The organism is Longimicrobium sp., from assembly GCF_036280135.1.
Taxonomy (GTDB): Bacteria; Gemmatimonadota; Gemmatimonadetes; order Longimicrobiales; family Longimicrobiaceae; genus Longimicrobium.
The window spans coordinates 20035-41998 of sequence record NZ_DASURI010000399.1 but is presented as its reverse complement, the minus strand read 5'-3'; the positions used below and the strand labels follow the sequence as shown (position 1 = coordinate 41998).

The 21964-nt window shown below is 69.4% G+C and carries 26 protein-coding genes; all 26 read right to left on the bottom strand.

Going from position 1 to position 21964, the window contains the following annotated elements; genetic code table 11:
• A partial coding sequence (locus VFZ20_RS12830; protein ID WP_329684285.1) for a hypothetical protein occupies nt 1-978 on the bottom strand: 978 nt, incomplete at its 3' end.
• Nucleotides 979-987: 9 nt separating this feature from the next.
• Nucleotides 988-2373 carry a hypothetical protein gene (locus tag VFZ20_RS12825; protein WP_329684284.1) on the bottom strand — a complete coding sequence of 462 codons (1386 nt, stop codon included), beginning with the start codon at nt 2371-2373 and terminating at the stop codon, nt 988-990.
• Nucleotides 2374-2469: 96 nt separating this feature from the next.
• On the bottom strand, nt 2470-2946 hold the full coding sequence (locus VFZ20_RS12820; RefSeq protein WP_329684283.1) for a hypothetical protein: 477 nt from the start codon (nt 2944-2946) through the stop codon (nt 2470-2472).
• Nucleotides 2946-3317, bottom strand: a complete 372-nt coding sequence (locus VFZ20_RS12815; protein ID WP_329684282.1) for a GNAT family N-acetyltransferase — start codon at nt 3315-3317, stop codon at nt 2946-2948. The genes VFZ20_RS12820 and VFZ20_RS12815 overlap by 1 nt, the downstream gene beginning before the upstream one ends.
• The gene (locus VFZ20_RS12810) at nt 3314-3784 is read right to left on the bottom strand and encodes a hypothetical protein (RefSeq protein WP_329684281.1); all 471 of its coding nucleotides are present in this window, start codon (nt 3782-3784) and stop codon (nt 3314-3316) included. The genes VFZ20_RS12815 and VFZ20_RS12810 overlap by 4 nt, the downstream gene beginning before the upstream one ends.
• Complete coding sequence (locus VFZ20_RS12805; RefSeq protein WP_329684280.1) at nt 3781-5235, bottom strand: packaged DNA stabilization protein; 1455 nt, start codon at nt 5233-5235, stop codon at nt 3781-3783. The genes VFZ20_RS12810 and VFZ20_RS12805 overlap by 4 nt, the downstream gene beginning before the upstream one ends.
• Entirely contained in the window at nt 5232-5951 is a 720-nt protein-coding gene (locus tag VFZ20_RS12800; protein ID WP_329684279.1) for a hypothetical protein, read from the bottom strand. Before VFZ20_RS12800 ends, VFZ20_RS12805 begins: the two co-directional genes overlap by 4 nt.
• Nucleotides 5952-5957: 6 nt before the next feature.
• A complete protein-coding gene (locus VFZ20_RS12795) occupies nt 5958-6407 on the bottom strand; it encodes a hypothetical protein (protein WP_329684278.1) in 450 nt (149 codons plus the stop codon).
• Between the two features lie 9 nt (nt 6408-6416).
• Entirely contained in the window at nt 6417-6866 is a 450-nt protein-coding gene (locus tag VFZ20_RS12790) for a hypothetical protein (protein WP_329684277.1), read from the bottom strand.
• Nucleotides 6867-6870: 4 nt separating this feature from the next.
• Nucleotides 6871-7587, bottom strand: a complete 717-nt coding sequence (locus VFZ20_RS12785) for a hypothetical protein (RefSeq protein ID WP_329684276.1) — start codon at nt 7585-7587, stop codon at nt 6871-6873.
• Nucleotides 7588-7599: 12 nt separating this feature from the next.
• The gene (locus VFZ20_RS12780; protein WP_329684275.1) at nt 7600-8241 is read right to left on the bottom strand and encodes a hypothetical protein; all 642 of its coding nucleotides are present in this window, start codon (nt 8239-8241) and stop codon (nt 7600-7602) included.
• Between the two features lie 4 nt (nt 8242-8245).
• Complete coding sequence (locus tag VFZ20_RS12775; RefSeq protein ID WP_329684274.1) at nt 8246-9478, bottom strand: P22 phage major capsid protein family protein; 1233 nt, start codon at nt 9476-9478, stop codon at nt 8246-8248.
• A 36-nt stretch (nt 9479-9514) separates the two neighbouring features.
• On the bottom strand, nt 9515-10663 hold the full coding sequence (locus tag VFZ20_RS12770) for a hypothetical protein (protein WP_329684273.1): 1149 nt from the start codon (nt 10661-10663) through the stop codon (nt 9515-9517).
• A gap of 61 nt (nt 10664-10724) precedes the next feature.
• Complete coding sequence (locus VFZ20_RS12765; protein WP_329684272.1) at nt 10725-10916, bottom strand: hypothetical protein; 192 nt, start codon at nt 10914-10916, stop codon at nt 10725-10727.
• A gap of 53 nt (nt 10917-10969) precedes the next feature.
• Complete coding sequence (locus VFZ20_RS12760; RefSeq protein WP_329684271.1) at nt 10970-13174, bottom strand: portal protein; 2205 nt, start codon at nt 13172-13174, stop codon at nt 10970-10972.
• Entirely contained in the window at nt 13167-13373 is a 207-nt protein-coding gene (locus VFZ20_RS12755) for a hypothetical protein (protein WP_329684270.1), read from the bottom strand. Before VFZ20_RS12755 ends, VFZ20_RS12760 begins: the two co-directional genes overlap by 8 nt.
• Entirely contained in the window at nt 13370-14863 is a 1494-nt protein-coding gene (locus tag VFZ20_RS12750; RefSeq protein WP_329684269.1) for a terminase, read from the bottom strand. Before VFZ20_RS12750 ends, VFZ20_RS12755 begins: the two co-directional genes overlap by 4 nt.
• Entirely contained in the window at nt 14856-15275 is a 420-nt protein-coding gene (locus VFZ20_RS12745; RefSeq protein WP_329684268.1) for a hypothetical protein, read from the bottom strand. The genes VFZ20_RS12750 and VFZ20_RS12745 overlap by 8 nt, the downstream gene beginning before the upstream one ends.
• Before the next feature lie 175 nt (nt 15276-15450).
• Complete coding sequence (locus VFZ20_RS12740; RefSeq protein WP_329684267.1) at nt 15451-15993, bottom strand: hypothetical protein; 543 nt, start codon at nt 15991-15993, stop codon at nt 15451-15453.
• A gap of 50 nt (nt 15994-16043) precedes the next feature.
• Nucleotides 16044-16622 (bottom strand): hypothetical protein, encoded by a 579-nt coding sequence (locus tag VFZ20_RS12735; protein ID WP_329684266.1) that lies wholly within the window; start codon nt 16620-16622, stop codon nt 16044-16046.
• Nucleotides 16623-16848: 226 nt separating this feature from the next.
• Nucleotides 16849-17127: a hypothetical protein gene (locus tag VFZ20_RS12730; RefSeq protein ID WP_329684265.1), complete on the bottom strand. Its 279-nt coding sequence runs from the start codon at nt 17125-17127 to the stop codon at nt 16849-16851.
• A gap of 160 nt (nt 17128-17287) precedes the next feature.
• Complete coding sequence (locus VFZ20_RS12725) at nt 17288-17521, bottom strand: hypothetical protein (protein WP_329684264.1); 234 nt, start codon at nt 17519-17521, stop codon at nt 17288-17290.
• Between the two features lie 5 nt (nt 17522-17526).
• Nucleotides 17527-17805, bottom strand: coding sequence for a hypothetical protein (locus VFZ20_RS12720; RefSeq protein WP_329684263.1), 279 nt, complete (start codon nt 17803-17805; stop codon nt 17527-17529).
• 440 nt (nt 17806-18245) lie between these two features.
• Nucleotides 18246-19499, bottom strand: coding sequence for a hypothetical protein (locus VFZ20_RS12715; RefSeq protein ID WP_329684262.1), 1254 nt, complete (start codon nt 19497-19499; stop codon nt 18246-18248).
• Nucleotides 19496-19927 (bottom strand): YcbK family protein, encoded by a 432-nt coding sequence (locus tag VFZ20_RS12710; RefSeq protein WP_329684261.1) that lies wholly within the window; start codon nt 19925-19927, stop codon nt 19496-19498. The genes VFZ20_RS12715 and VFZ20_RS12710 overlap by 4 nt, the downstream gene beginning before the upstream one ends.
• A 158-nt stretch (nt 19928-20085) precedes the next feature.
• Nucleotides 20086-21450, bottom strand: a complete 1365-nt coding sequence (locus VFZ20_RS12705; RefSeq protein ID WP_329684260.1) for a replicative DNA helicase — start codon at nt 21448-21450, stop codon at nt 20086-20088.
• Nucleotides 21451-21964 lie beyond the last annotated feature (514 nt).

The window sequence follows — 21964 nt, the reverse complement described above, 5'->3', positions numbered from 1 at the left end:
GCCCAGCCCGGTCAGCTCCGTGACGAAATCCGGCAGCATGGCCCCGGCCCGGGCCGTCGCGCCGGTCGCGCGCGATCCGGACAGGGCGGATTCGAGCGCGATGATGTCGTCCAGAGACGTATCCAGATCCGCGAGCCGGTTCGCGTCACCCGAGGTCACCGCGCGGCCCTGCTCGCGGTTGCTGGCCGGGCGCTTCCCGGCTGCCTGAGACCGCGGCACAAGCACCGGCGAGCCGTCCTCGCCCATGATCGCCACGAGCGGCTCCGCGTCCGCGCGCTGCGGTGCCTCCGGGTCGCGGTAGATCACCTTGCCGCTCTCGTCCACGAGCGAGCGCCCGACCACGCGCGGTCCGGCCGGCTTCTCCGGAGCCGCGGGCGCCGCCGCGATCTGCTGCCCGTCCGGCCCGAACCGCACCTGCCCGGGCGCGAGCGTGAAGCCCTCGGGCTTCTGAGAGCCGGCCGACCACGCCTGGCCGAAGGCCCCGATCTGCGAGGCCACCTCGGGCGTGAACTCCTCGGGCATCTCCGGGAACTTGCCGCTGCGCCGCGCCAGACCGCTCACAGCAGGATAGAGCTGCGCCTGCACCTCGGGCGGCAGGCTGGAGAAGCCGTGCGCCAGCTTGCCGAATTCCTCGGTCGCCTGCTTCTCGTCGAGCTGGACCTGCTGCGCCTGGGCCTGCTGGATCTTCTGGAACGAGCCCATCGCATCGATGACCTTCGCGCCGTGCTCCGGACCGAGGACAGCGAGCACCCGCTTCGGGTCCGGCGGGCCCTCGCCAGAGAACAGCGCCGCGGTCGCCGCCGCGCGCTTCGACGTGGCCCGCTGCTCGTCCCGGGCCTGAAGGATCCCGCCCACGTTCTGCCCCAGGTCCGCGACGCCCTGCCCGATCATGGCGAACTTGCGCGCCGCGGCCTCGGCCCGGGACGCACCCTGCCGCATGATCAGGTCCGCGATTCGAAAGCCGCCATCCTCGTACACGACGCCCTCCTACAGCCCGAAGTCGCTCGGCCGCGGCGCTTCACCCGCCTGTCCGTTGATGATTTGGAACCACTGCGGGTAGAGCTGCTGCATGAGCTGGTACACGTCGAACTCGCGGTTGAAAGCCCCCATGCCTCGCTGAAGCTCCGCGTTCGTGAGCGTCTGCCAGCCGGCGAACTTGGGATCGAACTCGGCGCGCGCCGCGGCGAGGCGCCGGTCGAAGCCCTGGTTGTACCGGTCGTTCACGTTCTGGAATTCCTGTGACGCCAGGTCCTGTCCGTACTTCACGATGTCCTGGAGCGTCCCGCCGCTGCGCAGGACGCCGCGCGCCGCCGCGCTGGCCTCGAGCGCGTCCCGCCCCTGCTGGAGCCGGAACTGGAAGCCCGGGTCGTTCTGCATCGTGACGGCGGTCGGCGCCTCGTAGTCCGGCGCGTCGAACGTCGGGATCGCGTCGAAGTTGAAGCTCGGAGACATGGCCCCGCCGAAGCCCGGGATGGAGAAGCCGGTCGGCTGGTAGTACGGCGTGATCCCGCCCATGGCGCCCGGGGCCGGAGCGGAGGGCCGCGGGCCCGGCTGCGGAGCCGGCGCCCCAGGCACACCACCACTCTCGCCGCTGAAGCCCTGCGGCCCAGGCAGGCCACGCCGGCGCCTGCGCTCCTCGTCAAACGGATCGAATCCGGCCGTGTTGCTCGCCATCCCTCCACCTCCGGTAACCGGCGCCGTCGTGTCGTCCCGGAAGACGCCGCCGGAACCTACGCCGCCCTGACTCTGCCGCGGGAACTGCCCGCCGCCGAACGTGTACGACCCCCCGCCACCCGGCGCAGCCAAGCCGCCGAGGCTGGTCTCGCGCCCGAACTGGTCGAAGAAGACCGGCTTCCGATTCTCGCCACCGCCGACCGTGTCGAAGAAGCCGCCGCCCGGGAGCCGCTGAAGGTCGCTGCTCGACTGCGGGTTGAACTGCTTCTGCTGCTGCCGCAGCCGCTTCCAGTTGTCGAACGCGACCCACGGGTGCTCATACGCGTTGACGAAGCCCTGAAAGTTGGGGTCGGCCTGGAACGCCTTCGCCAGCGGATCGTTCTGGACGCTGTCCCAGTTCTGATCCCAGCCGCGGAAGATCGACTGCCCGTGCTCCTTCTTGTCGAAGATCCCCTGCTCGCTGGGCCGCTGGCCGCTCTTCGTGAACAGGTCCAGCCATTGGTTGTGCGCCGCGAACCACGCCTGACGCTTCCGGTGCGCGGCCTTGTAGACCTGCCCCTCGGGCGTGTCCTCCCAGCCCTCGACCTCGGGCGGCCGGGCCGGGTCGCGATGCGCGGCTCCGGCGATCCCCGGCTCGGTCGGGTCGATGTCGGGATAGTTCTCCTTGACCCACACCTCCCACGACGGGATCCCGGCCATGCCTCAGATCCTCCCCGCAGACGGCCCCACGCACGCGTGGGAACGCGTGGCGCAGGCCCGATCGCGGATCGCCTGGACCCTCACCTTGCCCGGCTCCTAGTAGCGGCCCCTGCGGCGTCCCAGCGTGGCGAGCGTGTCGCCGGCCATCATCCCGGGCCCGCCCATGCCAGCCGACGGCACCTCCGGCACGCCAGCCCCGCCCATCCCGCCCGGCATCCCGCCAGGCATCCCACCCGGCGCGGGCGCGTCCATCGGCGGCATCGGCACCGGAGCGCGGCCCACGTCGGCCGGGGTGGAGAAGCGGCCGCCCATGCCAAACCCGGCCCCGCCAAGCATGCCCAGGGTCATGCCCTGGAGCGCCCCGGAGCGGTTCCGGTAGTCGGCCATGGCCTGCTGGAACATCTCCATGCGCTGCGCGCGCTCGGCCTTCCGCTCGGCCTCCTGCCGCTCCGCGACCGCGAGCGCCTGTGCCTCGCTGCGCGCGGCGTGCTTCGCGGCCTTGTTCTGCCCGTGCAGGCCGATGGCCTGGCCCGCAAGCCCGGCCACCGCCGGAATGACTGCCGCTGCCGGCATTAGTGCCCTCCCTCCAACGGAACCGCGTAGAACTTCGCCGGGATCGGCTTCGCGCCCAGCCGCTCCAGGTAGTCGCCCATGGCCGGATTGCTGTCCTCGGCCCCGCCCAGCGCCCAGCGGCCCCACTTCGCCGCGAGCTTGAACGCGCGCTGGTACAGCGACCGCACGATCCCCGCGTTGCCGCGCAGCTCGGGCGCGATCCACACGGACTCGAGATAGGTCACCCGGACCACGGTGAAGCACCCCACGATCCGGCCGCCGTCCTCGACCACGACCACCTCGGCGTCGCCCGGCGGCACGAGCGGAGCGATCTGGAGGCCGCACCCGTCCAGGCGGGCCCATTCCGTCGCCGGCAGCAATCGCGTCGTCATGCGCTCACCCGGATCAGAGCGACCGCCATCTCGTACACCGCCGCCGGAGACCCGGACGTGCTCAACGTCGTCGCGACCGTCACCGGCGTCGAATCGTCCACGAACGGCATCAGCGAACCAGTCGCGGCGAGCGTGCCCGTGCTGTTCCCCGTATACGCCGTAGTGGCCTGAGTGATAGTCTGTCCGTTCCGCGTCCACGAGAACGAGAGCTGGAGCGAGCTGGACACCCCGGCCGCCGTTGTGATCCGGGCCTCGTAGGCGATCATGTACACGCCCTGCGAGACACCCCCGCTCGCCAGGTCCTCCGCCGCGAGCGAGGACGTCAAGCCCGTGTTCTGGTACAGCTTCACGAGCGACGGCGCCGCGAGCAACTGCTCGGCCTGGTCGGACAGGTACAGGTTCCACGGCTGCGTCAGCGCCCCGCCGCTGTCGGCGATTCTGTCCTTCGGAAGACCGGCTTGATTCATGCCGCCCTCGGTTGCTGCGCCATCTCGACGTACAGGTCCATCAGCTTGAGCCCGACCGGGTCCGTCAGGACCAGCTCGTACACGCGCCGCCGCGCGGCGCCCATCCGGTTCCACCGCACGCGCTTACCGTACTCACCGATCTTGCCCGCCGAGCGCCACATCTCGGGCCCCCACGTCTTCCCGCCGTCGTTCGAAATCCGCAGCATCACCTGCGGATTCTCGCCCTGGCCCGTGGTCGTGCCGACGCCACGCTCCAGCTCGGCCTCGACGGAGCTATAGAACACGCGCTCGTTCTCGTTCGTCAGGGCCGGCGCGCGCCGCACGTACCGGATCGGCCGGCTGTCCACGTCGAGCGTCAGGTCGGGCGTCGCCCGGTACACGACCGGAGTCTCCCCGTCGAGCCAGCGGTGCTCGCCATAGGCGTACACGTGCCACCGCGGGCGCCAGTGCGTAAAGGCGCCGTCCTCGCTGATCCACGTTCCGCGCTTCGTCCACGTGTCCGAGGTGGCGTTGTAGACCCACGTCACGCCCGCACTCGGGAACGTGAACTGGACGAACCGGTGCCCCTGGTCCGTGTACGTGTCCGCGACCGCGTCGCTGATCGTGGCGTAGCCCCCAATCGCCATCTCGATCGGGTACGTCGCCACCGGCTGCGGCTGGAATCCGCTCGCGCGCTGCACCGACCCCGCGCCCAGGTCCGAGGCCCCCACCCACAGCAGCTCATCGTTCGACCGCGCCACGCTGAACGGGGCCGCGACGCCGAGCGACATCAGGCCGGACGGGTGCGGCGCCAACGGGAACGGCGTAGTCCCAGCGTCGTACCAGACCTCGCTCGTCACGGCCCCGAACAGGTACATGAGCCGGTTCAGCCTCTTCATGGCGATCCACGGGTCCGGCGCCAGAGAGCGCTGCACGAAGTTGGTTCCCGTGGTCCAGGTCAGGCCGTCGAGCAGGTCCGATCGGTAGAGCGTGCCCGTGTTCGCGTCGAGCGCGAAAAACCAGTCGTCCAGGAACTCGCCCTGAGTGGCCTTGCCGTCCAAGGCCGTGACCTGCGTCAACGTGTTCGTGCCCAGGTCGTAGCAGTAGCCGTTCCCGCCGCTCGTGATGAACAACTGCCCACCGACGGCCCCGTTCGAGCAGATCGTGGCCGGGTTGGCGTCCACCGCGACCGTGCCGCGCGACGTGAGCGCGCCGAATCGGTCGATCTCCACCAGGGAAGACCCGATCACCGCGAACTCGCGCTGCTCCGAGTCCTCGAACCAGTGCGCCCGGCCCGCCCCGGACGTGTCCAGCGTCGCCAGGGACTCTACGCCGCCGAACGGCAGCAGCGCGAACTTGTGCGTGGCGCCCTCGCTCTGGAGCTTCTCTACGTACAGGTTGATCGTGTCCTCTTGGTCCGCGGTCAAGCTGCGGTCCACGTAGGACGGGCCCACGAAGCCGGGGAGCCTCATTCGCCCGTCCTGATGTCGAAGTAGCGAGCCCCGCCCACGAGCGCGCCGGCCTCGAAGGACAGATCCGACATGCGATAGTTCGCCCGCTTCACGGTGTCCTTCGACTCGCGCGCGGCCATCGCCAGTTCACCCGGGATCTGCCGGGTGAACATCGGCCCCAGCTCCACAGCCAGGTTGGTCTCGATCATGCGCCGGTAGCCCGGCGGCAGGCTCACCGACTCGGACATGGCCGAGAACTCCGCCACGGCACCCGGCGCGTACAGCGCCCCCTGCAACGCGCTCGACGTCGGCACCGGCCAGAGCTTGAGCGTCCCGGTCGGGTACGTGGGGTTGTAGTACCAGGACGTGGGCAGCGTGGCCGTGGCCGCCTTCTCCGCGATGTCCGCGTAACCCTGATCGGTGAGCCGCACCAGCGAAGTCTCGAGGTCGGGATTGGGCGTGGTCTGGATCAGGCGCACGTCGTTGATGTACACCGGGCGCGCGACGTTGATGTCCGAGCCGGAGCCGACGCTGTACTCGCCGTAGTTCGCGCTGATCGTCCAGGTGGTGCGCACCGACGGCGAGTAGATGACCAGCCTCTCCCCCGCCCACTGGTCCAGAAGGCTGTTGACCGCGGCGAGCGCAATCGCGCTGTCCTCCGCGGACATGACCTCCCCGGCGGCCAGAACTCCCAGCCGCCGGAGCGCGCCTTCCGCCAGCTCGGAGAGGGTCGCCATCGCGCCTTACGCCGCGGCGGGCTTCCGCCCTCGACGCACCACGGGCTTCTCGGGGATCTCCGGCAGGTGATCCGCGGTCTCGGCGTCGGCCTCGGCGGCCTCGCCCTTGGCCTTCTCGCTCAGGCGCCGGTCCGAGTGCGCCCGAGCCGCGGCCTCGTTCGCAATCCGCTCGTCCTCGCGGTTGGCGTGCTCGATCGCCTCACCCGGCGTGCGCTGCCACCCCTGGCGGAGATACCGGTCCAGCTCCTCCTCGTTCCTGGCCGTGGCGCAGTTGCCCATGCTCCACGCCTCCTCGCGAGGGTCGATCACCAGATAGGGCCCGCCACGCTCCGGCCGCCGCGCGCGGTACACCATGACCGGGAACGCCTGGAACGTGTCCGGGCGCATCCCGCCCTGGCTCCGCGGCGTGTTCCACCGCTCGACTTCCTTCTCGTAATTGGACTTGAACGCTGCCATGAGACTCCTTTACGTGCTCGACGTGGGATCGAGGGTCGTGGTGCGCACGCCCAGGGCGCCGACCCCGTGCGTCGTGGTCTGACGCTGCCACCACCGCGTGGCCGTGGGCAACGCATCCCCCTGAGCGAACCACAGGGACCCATTCACGACGTTGATGTACGGCGAGACCGGGATCACGGCCGGCGGCCGGCCGGTCGGGTCCTGGCTGTAGAACTGATGCGGCTGGCCGATGTAGATCGTGCCGCCCGAGGCGTGGGGCACTCCCTTCGTGCCGTCCACGCCCCGGCGCACGTTCACCCACGAATCCACTCCGAGGCTGATCACCTCCATCGACTCCCCCTCCAGGAACAGCCGATAGCCGGCGAACAGCCCCGAAGTGGACGCCAGCTTCACCGCACCGTCAGACGGTCCGACGGCCTCGACAAGCTCCGTCGTGCTGAGCGTCACGGTAGCGGGCATCGGGCTAGCGCTCGATGTACCCGAACGAGAAGCTGTACGAGTCCGCGCCCGACTGCGAGGCGCGGATGCGCGCGAAGTTGAAGTTGCCGCCCGGGCGGATCGCGATCGGCGGCGCATACTGCACGATGTTCGCCGTGGCGGTGCCGGCCGTGGTCAGGCCGGACAACATCCCGCCGTTGGGCGAGCCGAAGAAAACCGTGATCTGGTCCTCCACGACCGGGATCACCTCGCGGCACGCCTGGGAGAACACCTTGCGGCTCGAGGTCATGGCGGTGACAACCGCCCCGAAGTGGATCGTGGCGCCCGTGGTGTTCGAGCCCTCGGAGTTGGTGCACACCGGCGTGATCGCGGTCCCGCCCGAACTGCGAGCGGTCGCGTTTTTGTCGTCGATGTAGACCACGTTGTACGACAGCGTGCCGCCGGCACCGATGGCCGTGAACTCCAGGTTGAGATAGACCGGGATGATCGTCTTGGTGCCGCCGTTGTAGACGTGCAACAGCGCCTTGGTGTCGGTGTCGGCCACGACCGGCGCGGCGTGACCGGCGATCCCGGTCCCCACCGTCGCGTTGCAGGCGTGGAAGAAGCTGCCCTCGTCACCGCTCCAGGTGTAGCCGGCCCCGATCGGGAGCACGTAGGACTCCAGGCCGGGCCCGGTACGGCTGGGCAGAGTCTCGGTGGTCGAATCGGCGGTCGGGGTCGGGACGTTCCTCTGAACAGCCATGATCTGTCCCCCTTACGCGATTCCGCCGACGAGGTTGGTCACAGTGCCGGTCATGGCAGGCTGGCAGTACGCGAGCCACACGGCGTTGCAGGCCACGAACTTGTACGCCACCGGACCGTTGGCGTTGCTCGTGATCACGTCGTACGAGGAGCCCTCGCCACCGATGCCGCCCGTGAACGTGATCACGTGAGCCGCGGTCCCGTTCGCCAAGATGTTCAGCTCGTCCCCGTCCATGTCCGTGGTCGGAACGGGCACGGTCAGATTGATCACGCTGGTCCCGTTGAGGATCACGACGTGGTCGGTGCCGGCGGCCGAATGCGTCACCGTGGAGTTGTCGGCCGTGATCGACTCGATGATCCGCGGCCGTCCCGCGGTCGGGTTGTTCACCACCGCCGCGACGCCGGGCGCGTCCCAATCGTCCGCAGCGGTCCCGACCACGACGCCGGCCGAGGCCACGTGAGCCACGTTCTTCGTCCCGAGCTGCCCGCGACGCACCGGGATGGTGGTGCCGCTGGAATAGCTCTTCTGCACGACCATGAACTCCTGGTCGATCCGCACGATGCGGTCGGCCGCGAAGCCGGTCGCGGAAGCAACCACGATGGAGGTATCCGCCACCACCACCGCGCTCGACAGGGTCGTCCGAGTCAGTGCCATGGCGTTACCCCTGGGCCCGGCACGCAAACGACGCGCGCGTGGTCGCGAAGCCGACGATGGTGTCGATCCTGGTGATGTTCTGGTCGGTCTGGACGTCCCACTGCTCGGCCATGCGCAGGGCGATCCCGCGCAGCTTCGAGCTGATCCGCGTGGCCTTGGCGCCGCCGTTGGGCAGAGCCAGGTCGGCGGTGACACCCGCGAACGCCTCGGGGTGGAAGATCAGGCCCGTGGGCGACGCGGTCGCGGACTGCGAGCCGCCGGCCGCCATGGACCAGTAGGTCACGACGGCATCGTTCGCCGGCGAGGCGCTCACGGTCTGGAGCGAGCCGGACGTGATGATCGACGGGCTGATCGGCAGCGTGGCCGTGGCACCACTCGAATCCGAGGTGTCCGCAGTGATCACGAACTGCTGGAGCCGGCCCGTGCTCTGGTAGTTCTCCGGGTTGACGCTGAACACGCCCGCGATGGTGATGATGTCGCCCTTCTTCAGCGACGTGGCGCCGGAGCCCCAGCCGTTGATGTTGATCGTGCTGCCGGTCTGGCCCGCGCCGTCCACGAGCGGGGTGCTCGTGGTGCTGCTCCCGGTCGTGAACGTGGCCCGGCTCTGCGAGGAGTACCACTCATCGATGTTCAGCACGTTCCGGCCGAACATCCCCTTGCGGAAGCCCTCGGAGATCACCGCGGACGGGTTGAAGCTCGAGAGGTTGGCGTTGACGAGGACGATCATCTGCTCGGAGTCGAGCACCGCGACGCGCTTGTCCGTCGGCGTCGCCAGGTCGTCCAGCTTCCGCCCGGCCTGCAAGTAGGTCAGGTTGGTGCTCGGCGTGGTGCCGGGCGTGCCGACGCTGTTGTACACGTCCTTGTAGACCGTCTCGAACGCGAGGTTGTCGATCACCGACGCGAGGGCCGATGCGGCCTTGTCGATGTACCGGCGCCGCACGTCCTCGACCTCGGTCGTCTCCTGCCAGGCGCTCCAGCTCATGTCCACGTGCTTCTGGTTGGTCAAGCTGATGGGCACGGTCTGGTCGAGCAGGTTCTGGATGTCGAGCGCCTGCCCGTCCGAGACGGTGAAGCGCTGGGGCAGCCGGTAGTTGATCGTGTTGCCGACCTTGGCCCCGGCCTGCACGAACTCGTCGCTGTACTTGCGCTCGATGTTGTTCACGAACCGAAGGTTGTTCTCGAAACCCCGCCCGACCTCCTTGAGGGTCCAGGAAGGGGTGACCAGCGTATTCGCCATAAGGCGATACCAGCGCGGGCGAGGCCGCCCGCGTCCCTACCGCTTCGCGCGCCGCTCCCTTGCGTTGTGGTAAGCGACGTGCTCGTCAAACGAGGCGTCGTCACCTGGCGCGGCGTCTGCGGTACTAGGCGTGCCGTTCACAGGCCGGAACGGGGGCTTCGCCTGGGATACTGCCGGCTTCGCGCTGGCGCCTGCGGTTGCAGCTTCGAGCCGGTACTCGATCTTCGCCACCTCACGCACAACGTCGTGCGGGGATCGCAGCGTGGCGAACCGCTGAAGTGCGTCGGGATTCTCGGACAGGAACACCAGCAGGCCCGCGGAGTGCTCCGAGGCCACGATCTGGTCGGCCAGGACATTGAGCGGCCCGGCCATGCTCGGGTGCTCCAGCGACAGGGACGGGCGAAGGTTCTGCACCTCGGGAGACAGCCGGGACATGAACTCGGCGTGGCGCTCCTCGGGGGTCTCGCCCTGGCCGGCCGCCGCGAGCCGCTCACTGAACTTGGTCACGTAGCCGCGCACGGACGCCTGGAACTCGGCGGCCCGGGCCTCGCGCTGCTGCCGCTCCTGGAGCTGTCGGAACTCGCGCCGGGCCGCGTGTGCGCCGGCGGCCTTCACATAGTCGGCGTAGTTCTCGAAGTCGTCTTCCTTGGGCTCCTGGTCCTCGTCGGGAGCGGGCGCGGCCTGGCGCTGCGGCTGCGCGGGCTGAGCCGGCGTCGGGTCGGCCGGACGGCTGACGCGCGCCTCCAGCTCGGCCAGGCGCCGCTTCAGCTCTGCGGCTTCTCGCCGGGCCTCGGCCGCCTCTCGCGTGGCCTGCGCGACGCGCGCCGTCGGGTCGTGCCGCGGGTTGCCCTTGCGGGGCTCGGCCTGCTCACGCTCGGCCTCCTGCTCGTTCTCCTCGGGCTTGGCCTCGGCCTCGGGCTGCTCCGGCTCCGCGGCGGGCTTGGCCTTGGCCGCCTTCTTCCGCGCCTCGGCCGCGGCCTGGCCCCCGCGCTTGCCCAGCTCCGACGCGGCCTCGCTGACCTTGGCCTCGTCCGGGTCCTGCTGCGGTACAGCCTTGCCCTGGTCCCGCAGCACGCGCGGGCCCGACCCCTCCGGCTTCTCCGGAGTCAGCGCCTCGACCATCGCATCCGCGGTCTCGTGCGTGCTCGTCACGTCGTAGCCGTCAACCTGTACCGTGCTGCTCATGCCCTACTTTCCACTTACAGTTTTCAGCACCCGGAAGTCAACGCCTTTCGTGCCGAGCAAGCTACCGGCCGCGCAAAAGCCAGCGCAGCCTGCCCAGCAGCCCCAGGTTCACGTGATCGGCCACCAGCACCTGCAACGCGTCGTGGTCGCGCACCATGGCATCCGCCCGCCGCTCCAGCGAGTCCACCCGCCCGCGCGTCACCTGCTCGTTGCTCAGCGCGGCCCCGATCGGGTCCCGGAGCTGAGCCGCCATGCCCAGCGCTGTCTCGTGCGCCGCCTTCCTCGCCACCCTCGCCTGCTTGCCGTTCACGCCCTGTCCCCCTGCCCGTCCCGCATGATTGCGGCCGTCTCTGCCCGCGTGGCCTGCGCCGCCTCGTGGCTACGGTCCATCGCAGCCTCGCGCTGGTCGGCCACCATCTGCTTCGTCTGCGTCAGGTCCTTCTGCGCAGCCCTGATCCGCTCCACCTCGATCTGAGCCTCGGCCTTGAGCCGCTCCGTCTCCAGCCGGGTCTGCGAGTCGATCTCCGCCTTGCGGATGTCGGCCTCGGCCTTCACCTGGTCCGTCTGGAGCTTGTTCATCGCCTCCTGGAGCTGCGCGCCCATGGCCTGCATTTGCTGGCCCTGCTGCTGGAGCTGAGCCTTCAGCGCCGCCGGGTCGTCGGGCGCCGCGCCGTCCTTCAGGAACGGGTACTGCTGGTCCCGCATCTTACCCAGCATGTCCGCGATTTCCTTCGAGCCCGGGAAGTCTCGATACCGGAACCACGTCGGGCCGATGATCGGCAGCAGCGCGGGCATGGCCTGCAAGATGCCGCCGATCTCGTCCACGGCCTCCTGCTGCAACGTCTGCCGGCTCCGGCCGATCGACACCGCCACGGAGTACACGCCCTTGCGCAGATCGTAGGTCTTGGCCCCGGGCATGCCCTCGCCCGCCGCCCGCGGCCGCCCGTTCTGGTCGGCCGTGAACGAGGCGTTGAGCATCACCGTCTCGGTCTCGCCCTCAAGGTCCAGCGTCTGCGCGATCCGGCCCGGCCGGTCGTAGATCGTCGGCAGCAGGTCCAGCACGATCTTGGCCTCGCACGTCAGGCTGATCTCCGCCAGGTTCTGCAGGAAGTCGCTCGACGTGAGCGTGGCCTGATCCTGCAACGCCACGATGGCCCGGCCGCTGCGCTCGCGCGGATTCTGCCGACCCAGGCTCGGGTCATACGTCGCCGTCGTGCTCTGGAGCCAGTCGGTAGCGTTCTGGAGCAACATCAGGCTGGGGCTCATGGCCTGGTTGTCCACCTGCGTGCGCTGCGGCGGCGGGTACTGCTGCGCGCCGACGAACATGTTCACAGGCAGGTAAGGGAAGCTCCGCGTGTTGGCCTGGTCCCACAGGTGCTCATAACCATCGATCTGCTTCGGGTCGAGCACGAACGGGGCCTTGGGCTCCAGCGCCGCCCGCTCCACGGCGTTGCTCGCCGCGAAGTTAAACAGCTTCTGAGCGTCCCTGGCCTTGCGGATGATCCCCTCCCACCGCCGCTCACCCTCGATCGGCTGCAACTCCCGCCCGATCACAGGCACGAGCGGGATGTAACGCCCGTTCCAGTCGGCCTCGTCCAGCACCTCGAAGCCGGTAAGCTTGCACACCTTCACGCTGGTACGCTCGGACTCGCGCTCCGCAACGAGCGCGCCCTTGCCCTTCGTGTCCGGCTCCTCGCCCGGGCCCTTCTCGACCACTTCCCCGTTCTCGTACAGGCAGAGCTTGATCTTCTCGACGTTCCGGGTCCAGTACTCCACGACCCGGATGGCGCGCTGCCCGCCCTCGGTCCGGACCCACTCCGGCTGGTCCTCGCCGGCCTGGTCCCAGGACTGATCGTCCGAGGCCGGATTCTTGGCCTTGGGGTACTCGGCCTCGAACTGCTCCGGCGTGAGCCACACCGCGACGAACGCGAACTTGGCGTCGCAGTAGTCCGGCTCAACCGCCGTCGGGTCCACGTACACGCTTTCCTGGTGCAGGATGCGCTCGATCGTGATGACCTGATCGAACGGGTTGCCGCCGGCCTCGTCATACTTCGTGTTCACGCGGTAGTAGCCGCGCCCGGCCCGGATCGCGCGCGCGAAGGCCCAGGAACGAGCCAAGCTGGCCCGGCTGTCCTGCTCGATCTTGCGGTACAAGCCCCGGATCACCTCGGCCGTGTCGTCGTCGCTGTCCGGGCTGAGCGGGTGCACCTCGACCCCGAGGTGCGCCTGCCGCATCGCGTTCTCCACCTGCGCGATCGGCTGGTCGATCTTGGAGATGCTCAGCGTGGGCCGGGCCGGGATGCCTGGCTTGCCCATGCGCTCGGCCCGCGCGGCCTCGTCCCACTGAAGCTCGGGCACCTGGAACTGGAGGTCTTCCTTCTCCCGGTCGCGCTGCTTCTTCTCCGCGCCCACCGCGAGCTTGAACCGCTTGCGCGCGGCCTCGAGGATCTGCGCGTGGGTCTGGCCCTTCTTGGCGCCGGAGCTGTAGCCGGCTGCGTTCGTCTCAGGCATCGGTGCTGATCTCCTCGGCCCGCTCGCGCAGCAGCGCCGCTCCGGCCTCCACAGTCTCCAGGGACAGCAGGCCCACAGACTGGCTCTGCATCGCTACCTGGGCGCAGCCGTCCCGCTCGTCCACGACCAGGACCACGCCGAAGCCGAACAGGCCCGCGATGGGCAGCAAGAAAGCGTCGCCGCGCCGGACCGCGATCATGCCCACGTCCAAGCCGCCGGCTGGCCGGGCCCGGGCCGCTTCGGACGGGACACGCGCCCCACCTGCGCAGCAAACGTCAGTGCCAGCGCGTCTCCGTCGTCAGGCGAGTCCACGCCGCGCTTCGCCATGTCTTCCTTGCTCTCGATCACGAGCTTGTCCTGCTTGTTGATGTGGTAGCCCGGCGCGGTCAGGTCCGTCTCCAGCTTCACGTCCTTCGGGTCGATCGCCCCGCGCAAGAGCCATTCCTTCAGGCTGTGCCACATGTACGCGCGCAGGTTGGCCTGGTGGTGGTCCGGGCTCTCCGCGCCGAACCTCACCTCCTGCACCTGCTTGAAGCCCATGGCCTGGAGCCGCTCCACGTAGGGCGCCCCGAACGCGCTGTCCACGAACATCGCCTGCACGCGCTGGCCGCCATACTCCCCGTTCAGCACCTCGGCCAGCACTGCCAGGAACGCGGAACGATCACCGCGCACCTTCTCGCCCGGGACCCGCACCGGAGGGATGCTGCGCGCGTCCGCGCCGCGCCTGAACCTGATCACGTTCCAGGCCGAGCCGCCGTCGGACACGTCCACCCCGCACACGAGCGGCTCGTCTCCGAACATGGCCGGCGTGGGCCGCTTCTGAGCCTCGAACACCCGGCCCTGGTCAATGAACTGAAGCTCCGAGGCCCGGGGCGGCAGGCCCTTGACGCGCACGCGCACGAAGTCGCTGTCCTCGCCGTACACGTCGATCCACTCTTGGATCTGCGCCTTGTTCGTGAACCTGGACGTGCGGCTGTCGATCACGGTCGGGTTCCAGCGGTTCCGCTCCGCACCGAAACACGCCCGGTGAAAGTGCCCGCTGTTCCTGGTCGGGTTGCCGAACAGGAAGATCATGGGCTCGCCGTCCGTGAGCCCGCCCTCGGCCACCTCGTGGATCTTGTCCGGAATGGCGCTGTCCTCATCGAACACATAGAAGCTGGTCGAGTCCGCGGCGTGCTGGCCCGCGAAAGCCTCGCTGTTCTCCTCTTTCGGGCTCTGAGGCGCGCAGAACCAGGAGTCCTTATGGTCCACGTGGTACATGCGATGGTCGCCCACCTGGAACCAGTGCGAGGTGATGCACAGGCCCGTCCAGCGCTTTATGGCCGCCCAGGTCTTGGTTTCGAGCTGCACGTAGGTGTTGGCCGTGATCGTGCCGTGCGCGTGCGGGCGCGTGGACATGATCCAGTTCACCACCCAGGCAACGAACGTGGTCTTGCCGATCCCGTGACCGGAGCTGTACGCGGCCCGGATCGGAGCCACCGGGTGCAGGCCATCGAAGCGCCGCGCCTTGACCTGCTCGCCCAGGCTCTTGAGCGCCTTCGCCTGCCACTTGTCGGGCCCGTCGTGGTCGGCCAGCGGCGTGCCCGGCTCCCGCCACGGATAGGCGAAGAGCACGTAGCCCAGCGGGTCGGCGTAGAACTTGGCGACCTCGTCGGCCAGCTCCAGCTCGACCCGGGCCGGGCTAGCCATGCTTGGCCTCGGCCACGCGCTTACGCCCCGCCACCAGCCGCGCCACCAGGTTGACCTCCCCCGTCACGTTCACGTCCAGCGGCTGCTCCGCCGGCCGGTCGATCGTGCGGTTCGCCAGGTCCGTGAACGCCTGCACGCTCGGGTCCTTCTCCCACACCTCGATCTCTTCCTCGCCGTCGCCCAGCTTGGCCTTGGCCCGGGCCATCGCCTCCGTCACACGCACAAACTTGCCCGTCTTCTTCTCCCTGACCACCAGGTACTTGATGCCCTTCGCGTTCTCGATCTGCGCGTCGATCATCGGCCCCCACTGGACCGCGACACGCTCGCGCAGCAGCCGGCGAAGCTCTTCCTTCTCGGCTCCGTTGTTGCCCGGCTTGCGTCCTGCCCCGGGCCGGCGTCCACCGCGCGCCATTTGATTGAATTCAGCTCCCGTTATGCAGTCCGGCGCGGCCGGGGGCCGTGGGAGCAGTGCCCAGCCTGGCACGCCGGGCCAGCGTGCGGCCGGTAGCAGCGCGCGCAGCAGCCGAGGCCCTGGTCGGCCTTGGTCTCCAGCGGTACGCCGCAGGAACGGCAGTACACGTTCGCCATCACTCGGTCTCCATGACCCACATGTACGAGTTGACCAGGGCCGTAGACGCCGCCGCGTTCGTGCTGACCTGGCTGAACTGCACCTTGAACGTGCCCGCGTCCGTCGTGGTGATCATTCCGGTGATCGTGATGTGCACCGTCGGCGCCACCACCGTCGCCACCGTGGACACGCCGTTGCCGAACGTGGTCGTGCGCGAGTTGGCCGTGGCACCGTCGTAGATCGTCACGCCCTCCGCCACGTAGGCCGAGGCCGTCGCCGTGCCGTTGATCAGCGAGCGCAGGCCCCCGTCCGTGGCCGTGCAGAACAGCTCCACCCGGAACGTGTACGTGGTCGCCGCCTCCAAGGTCACGGACATCCCGGCAACGTCCGTGAGGGTGTTGTCCGTCTTGGACAGCGTGGCCGAGGCTCGAGCCGTGAGGATGTTCCCCACCACCGGGCCGGCGCCGGCGCCACCCTGGCTCAGCGGGACCGTCTGAGCGTACAGGGCCGCCCTGGACACGATCAGCGTCAGGGCAAGGCCGACGGCCAGGCACAGAAACATCGCGTCCCGCGCACGCGTTCCCACGCGTAGACGGGGCATCCTGGGGGCCGTCACTGCGCGAACCTGTAGTAGCTCACGTCGAGCGTCGCGTCCGACCCGCCCGAGCGGATCGCCCGGAAGCCCAGCACCGCCGCCCGGCCGCACACCACGATCACCGTATCCGCCGCCACGGGGTGCCCGACCGAGGATGTAGGCGCCAAGCCGTCGTCCCGGTAGCGGATGGCCGCGCTCTGGACAGACACCACCGCGAGCACGGCGTTGCCCTGGTTCGCGCTGGTGATGTTCCCCGCCGTGAAGCCGATGGAGCTCGTGCTCACCGTGATCTGCTGGCTCAGGCCGGGCAGGGGCGAGAGCGGGATCGTCATGCCCGGACACGTGCTCACCTGGGCGTGGGCCGGAGCCGCGAATAGCAACGGCAGGAGCACCGCCAAGGCCAGACCCGCATAACGACTCGGGTTGTAGCGGCTGAGGCCGACGCCAGCGCTGGACAGCCTCCGTGCTCGCCGCTGCCGCTCGATCTCCAACCGACGCATGGCGGCCGCCCTCTCATTCAAGCAGAGGTGCAGAGTACCGAGCAGCGGCTTGTCACGCACCGACTTGCCGCAATCAAAACAGGTGACGGTCTTCACAGTGCTGCCTCCTCGGAATAGAGCCTGGGCCGGCCGCCGCGGCGGCGCATCGTGCGCGGCAGCTTGTGCGGCAGGTCGTATCGGAACAGCCGGCGCTCCACCGCCGGCGGGAGAGGGACGTACCGGCTCGGGCGGGGCTCGGGACGCGGACACTCGGCGTGCGCTCCGTCGCCCAGCAGCGGCCGCCCGCTCTCGACCTCGGTCGTATGGCACAGCCAGCACTCGGTCAAGCCAACCTCCCGCGGTCCTGGAGTTGCCGCTCCAGGTCCAGCAAGCGCCGCTTCGTTTCCTTCAGGTCGGTCTCCAGCAGGTCCAGCACGCGCTTGAGCATGCCTTCCGAGCGCCCCTGAGACTCACGCACGGCCTTGTACTGCTGCTCCACGATCACCAGCCGCTCGTGAGCCTTGCGGTCCTCGGCCTCGTGGCCGTCCTGCCATTGCTCCATTCGATCGATCCTTCGCGCGATCTCCGCCACCTCGTGAGCGAGGCCGAGGAGCTTGCGCATCTGAGACTCGATACCTTGAGCCCAGGACCGATCAAACGCGCGGGGGGAAGTGACAGTCTGCTGAGGTGTGCGCCGCTTTTTGCCGGCGAAGTATGCACCGACCCCGGCCAGCAAGCCGGCAAGCCCCGTCCACACCTCGCTCGGGATCCGCTCCACGCCATCAGGCCCCGGGTGACTGCGGCGCCTGCTGCTGCTTGCCCCTACGGTCGGCCCCGTCCCACTCGGGACGGTTCTGCCGCAGCCACGCCACGAGCAAGATGCTCACGCGTGCGATCGTGGGGCCGTACTTCGTGCACCAGTCGGCGTCACAGTTGGAAAGCCACGCCGGGATCTCCGGCAGCAGCACCATGGCCGCCGCAAACGCCGCGGCTTCGGCCGCTCTCTTCCAGCTCATGGCCTTCAGTCCTCCCAGCTCCCGACCAGCTCGACAGCGCCCTCGAGCTTCCGGCTCTCCCAATCGAGGCCGCCAATCGCGCGCAGCGACAGCCCGGCCCCGAGCCTCTTCACACCGACGAGGTACGCGCCGTCCAGGTCCACCCGCAGCAACAGCCGGGAGTGATCCGGCGGCGCCGCCGCGACAGCAGCGTCCACGGCCTCCTGGATCTTCGGACTCGTGAACCGCAGCGGTGACGTGGACCACAGCCGCTCTTGCAACTTGACCGGCAGTGTCTCGCTCACCACATACCCCCCAGCGTGTTCGGTACGCACGATCCCTCCAGCGCCATGAGCGCCAGCCACAGCACGAGCAGCGCCGCGCCGGCTGACACCCCGTCCACCTCAACGCGATGCCCGGGCCCCCTCACAGCACGTACACCCATCGCGTGGTCCCGTCCGCACAGTCCTCGCGAGTCACCAGGGCCACGCTTCTCGCCTTGCGCCGCGCGTACCTGTTCGCCAGCCGCTTCGGCTTCTGTCGGCTGCCGACGGCAAAGGCACCATCGATCTTCGGAGCGGTTCTCGTATGGAATTCACCGCACTGCGGCCCGCGCGGTCGGTGCCCGCCCCGCTGGTCCTTTCTGCTCCTGCTCACGATCGAATCCTCCCGATCCTGGCCGGGCGCCCCTTCCCGGCGAGGTAGCCCAGCGTGAGGCCGCAGGCGAGGATGAGCAGCGTGCGCGTCACGGGCGCACCTCGATCGTCAGGTTCGGGCTCGTGGTGTACGAGCCGTCCGGGTTGACCGTGTTGCAGTACACCTTGAACGTGCCCGCCGGGCAGTCCGGCTTCAGCGTCAGGACCCGGCGGTACTGGCCGGGCTGCGTCACCGTGAAGTGCCACGCGCGGATCGGCCCACCGAGCATCGCCCCGACCGAGAAGTCCTTGATGGGCGGGCTCACGCGCTCGCCGTTGAGCCAGAACATGCATTCGAGGCCAGCGCTCTGCCCCGGCTTGAGCGTGGTCACGCCGGACACGTAGGCGCGGTCCGCGATCCGGGGCTTCGGCCTGGGCGTCGGCGGCGGCTCCGGGTCCGGCTCGGGGCTCGCGGGAGGCTCGGGCTCCGGGATCGGGCTGCCGTCCGGCACGAACCGCCAGCGACCGCGCCAGCTCCCGCGCCCGGGCACGCCCTCCCGGTTCGGCATCCCGGGCCGGCACCAGACGGCCTTCCCGTTGCCGAACGCATGGAAGTTGCGCCACGGCCCCGCCGGGTACTCCTCGGGCGTCGTGATGCTCACCTCGTCGGTCTGGCCGTCGAGGTGCTGCCCGGCGCAGAAGCCCCTCCGCTGTAGCTCCGGGATCAGGCGCTCGCGGAAGAAGCGCTGCCGCTCCGGCGGGTCCAGCGGGCAGGACGTGTTCGGACCCGGACAGCCCGAGAGCGTGAGCAGGGCCGCGTTGACCTCGTCGCAGATCCAGTCTTCAGGCGGCGCGTCCTCGAAGCGCGCGTCGGGCACCCACTCGCCGCCGCCCTGAGGCGCGGTGCACGGGACCGGAGACGGAGCGGGGCTCGGCGGCGCGCTCGACGGCTCCGGGGCGGGCGTCGGCGGCGCCGTTGACGGCTCCGGGCTGGGACTCGGCGCCGGCGCGAGCGTGGTGGGCGGTGGACTCGGCGGCCCAGGGATCAGGTCCGGCAGCCGACGAATGTAGTCGCAACCTGCGACCGCAAACGCCAGCAGCAACACCCAGTAGATCCCGGCCCGCGCCGAAGTGCTCCGCGCCCTCTCGCGCGCCCGCCGCCTGTACCGGATGTAGAAGTGGGGCGGCAGCCAAAGCGCCAGCGCGCCGAACACGAACAGCAACAGTTCCCAGCTCACGTGATCCACCAGGATCCAGGTGAACGGGACCGTGTCCGGATCCTTGTCGAACGAGGACCACAGCTCCATCGCGAGCCAGACCGCGAACACCGCAACGAATGCCCTGATCCAGCGGCGGCGCGTCATGCGACCTCATCCGCCGCGGGCCGGCCGTGGACCCACCGCGCCAGCCGCTCCGCCGGCCGCACGTCCATGTGCACGCCCCACGGGTACAGGCCCACGCCACGGATGCGCGAGTCCGGCTCCGCGGCCTCGGCCAGCACCAGCTCGTGCAGCCGCGCCACCGTCATGCCCGGCGGCGGCTCCATGTCCAGCGCCCGGCCCTGAACGTGCTCGGAGTTGCGCGCCCCGCCCACCAGGCGGTTACGCTCCGCAGTGCGGTACGCCGACAGGATCCGAATGGGCCCGCCCACGCGCTTCCGCACCAGCTCGAACTCGACCGCGAGCCGGACAGCGCGATTCAGGCGCCACTCCACCGGGTACGGCGTACCGTCGTGACAGGCCAGCTCGGCCCAGCTCAGGTGAGGACTCGGCCCCTTCGACAGCAACCGCATGGCCCCCTAAACAGCGAAGGCCGCGCCGGAGACCTCCCGCGGTTGATCCGCGGGCATCACCGGGCGGCCATCCCAAGCCGTCCAGGGCGCGGCAGGTTGTTACGCCGAATGGTACGACTACAGCCTGTAGTGTTTCAAGCGGAAAGGTTACCGAACGATCAAGTCGTGATCTCAACCTCCGGCGCATCGATGTACTGCGTCACCGCGCCCAGGAACCGCACGCGCACGTCCGAGGCCCAGCCGTTCCTGTGCTTCCCGATGATCAAGTCCACCTGCCCCTTCATCTCCTCGCGCCGCTCCGGCGTCGGCTGCGTCAGGTCCAGCCGGTGAATCAGCACCGCCCAATCGCATGCCTTGCCCGGCTCGTCGCTGTCCGCGATGTCGGTCATGGCCGGCCTGCCATCCTTGCGCGAAGCCGGGCCGCGGTTGAGCTGGCACGCCGCCACAACGGGCACGTTCAGGTCCATCGCCAGGTCTTTCAGGTCGCGCGCCACCTCCGCGACCTCCTCGTTACGCCGCTGCTTGGCCTGCGCCGGACGCACGAGCTGGAGGTAGTCCACCACCACGAGGGACAGGCCGTGCTCGGCCTGGATCTGCCGCGCCCGGGCCCGCATGTGGCCGACCGTGCGCGCGCTGGAGCACGTCACCAGCTCGGGCCGCGCGATCACCGGCTCGGCCTTGGCGATCCGGGCCCAACGCTGCGCGCGCTCGTCAGGTGAGTAGCGGTACTTCCACAGCGAACGCACCGACACCCCGGCCTCGCCCGACAGGCGGCGCTCGGTCAGGATCTCCGGTTTCATCTCCAGCGTGAAGTACACGACCCGGCCCGGCGCGGTAGCGACCACGTTCTGCGCGATCTGCAACACCATCGCGCTTTTGCCCTCGCCACGCCCGCCGCACACCAGGCCCAGCTCCCCGCCCTGGATACCCTGCAACGCACGGTCGAGGCCGACAATGCCGCTACGCCATCCGAGGATGCCGTCGGGCTCCAGCTCCCGCGCCTCGGCGTCCGCGATCACTCGCTTGACCAGGTCGGCGTTGTCCGGGAAGGCCCGGTCCGTAGCCGCCTTCGACAGCCGTACCAGCTCGCCCAGGCCGGCCTCGATCACCTCCTCGGGGTCGCGATCGTCCATCATCGCCGCCAGCGCGATCCCCTCTGCGGCCGCTGCCACCTGCCGACGCAGGCTGTGCCGCCGCACGATCCGCGCCCAGCCCTCGATGCCCGTCACGCGCGGCACGCCGTCCACCAGGCCCGCCACGTACTTCTCGCCCCCGACACCCTCGATCTGCTGGCCCCGGCGTAGCTGGTTCACCAGCGTGATCAGGTCCGGGTCCTCCCCCTGCCGCGCCAGCTCGAGCATGGCCGCGTAGATCGTCTGGTGCTTGAACGGGTAGAAGTCTCCCGCGGACAGGATCGGCGCGACGCGGTCGAGCCCCTTCTCGCGCAGCCCGGCCGTCATGATCCCGCCCAGCACCCAGCGCTCGGCCTCGAGGTTGGCCGGCACCTGCGGGGTGTCGCTCATTCCCCCTCCGGCGGATCTGGCAGCGGCATCCAGTGGGTCGGCGGCGAAAGGAACTTGTGGCGAGTGACCGAATACCAGCAGGCCCCAACGTCCGACCAGCGCCCTTCGTAGACTCCCCTGATCCTGGCAAACGCTGGCGCCGGCTCGCGACCGCCAGCGAACGACCTCGCGTCAGTGTTAACGGCATGCCTTGTCCACTCCGCCGAGTACAGCAGCAGATGCGTCCCATCCCTCGGCGCGCTCTCGATCGGCTTCCAGTCGCTCATCCCCTCGGCTCCATCGGTTAGTAGTAGACCTCGACTCGCCCGTCCGGATGAACAACTTCGAGCACGTCTAGTTCGACGGAACCGGTGCCGAGCCCGAATGCTCCATAGGTACATGGATGCTTCAGGGTCCGACCGTCTGGCAACTGCTCGAACTTGCCCATGCGGCCAGTCTCGCTCTCAGGGCGCTCGCCTCTGTCCCACGCCTCGCACGCGGCCCGATGAGCGGCGCGCTCCTCTTGAGTCGAGCA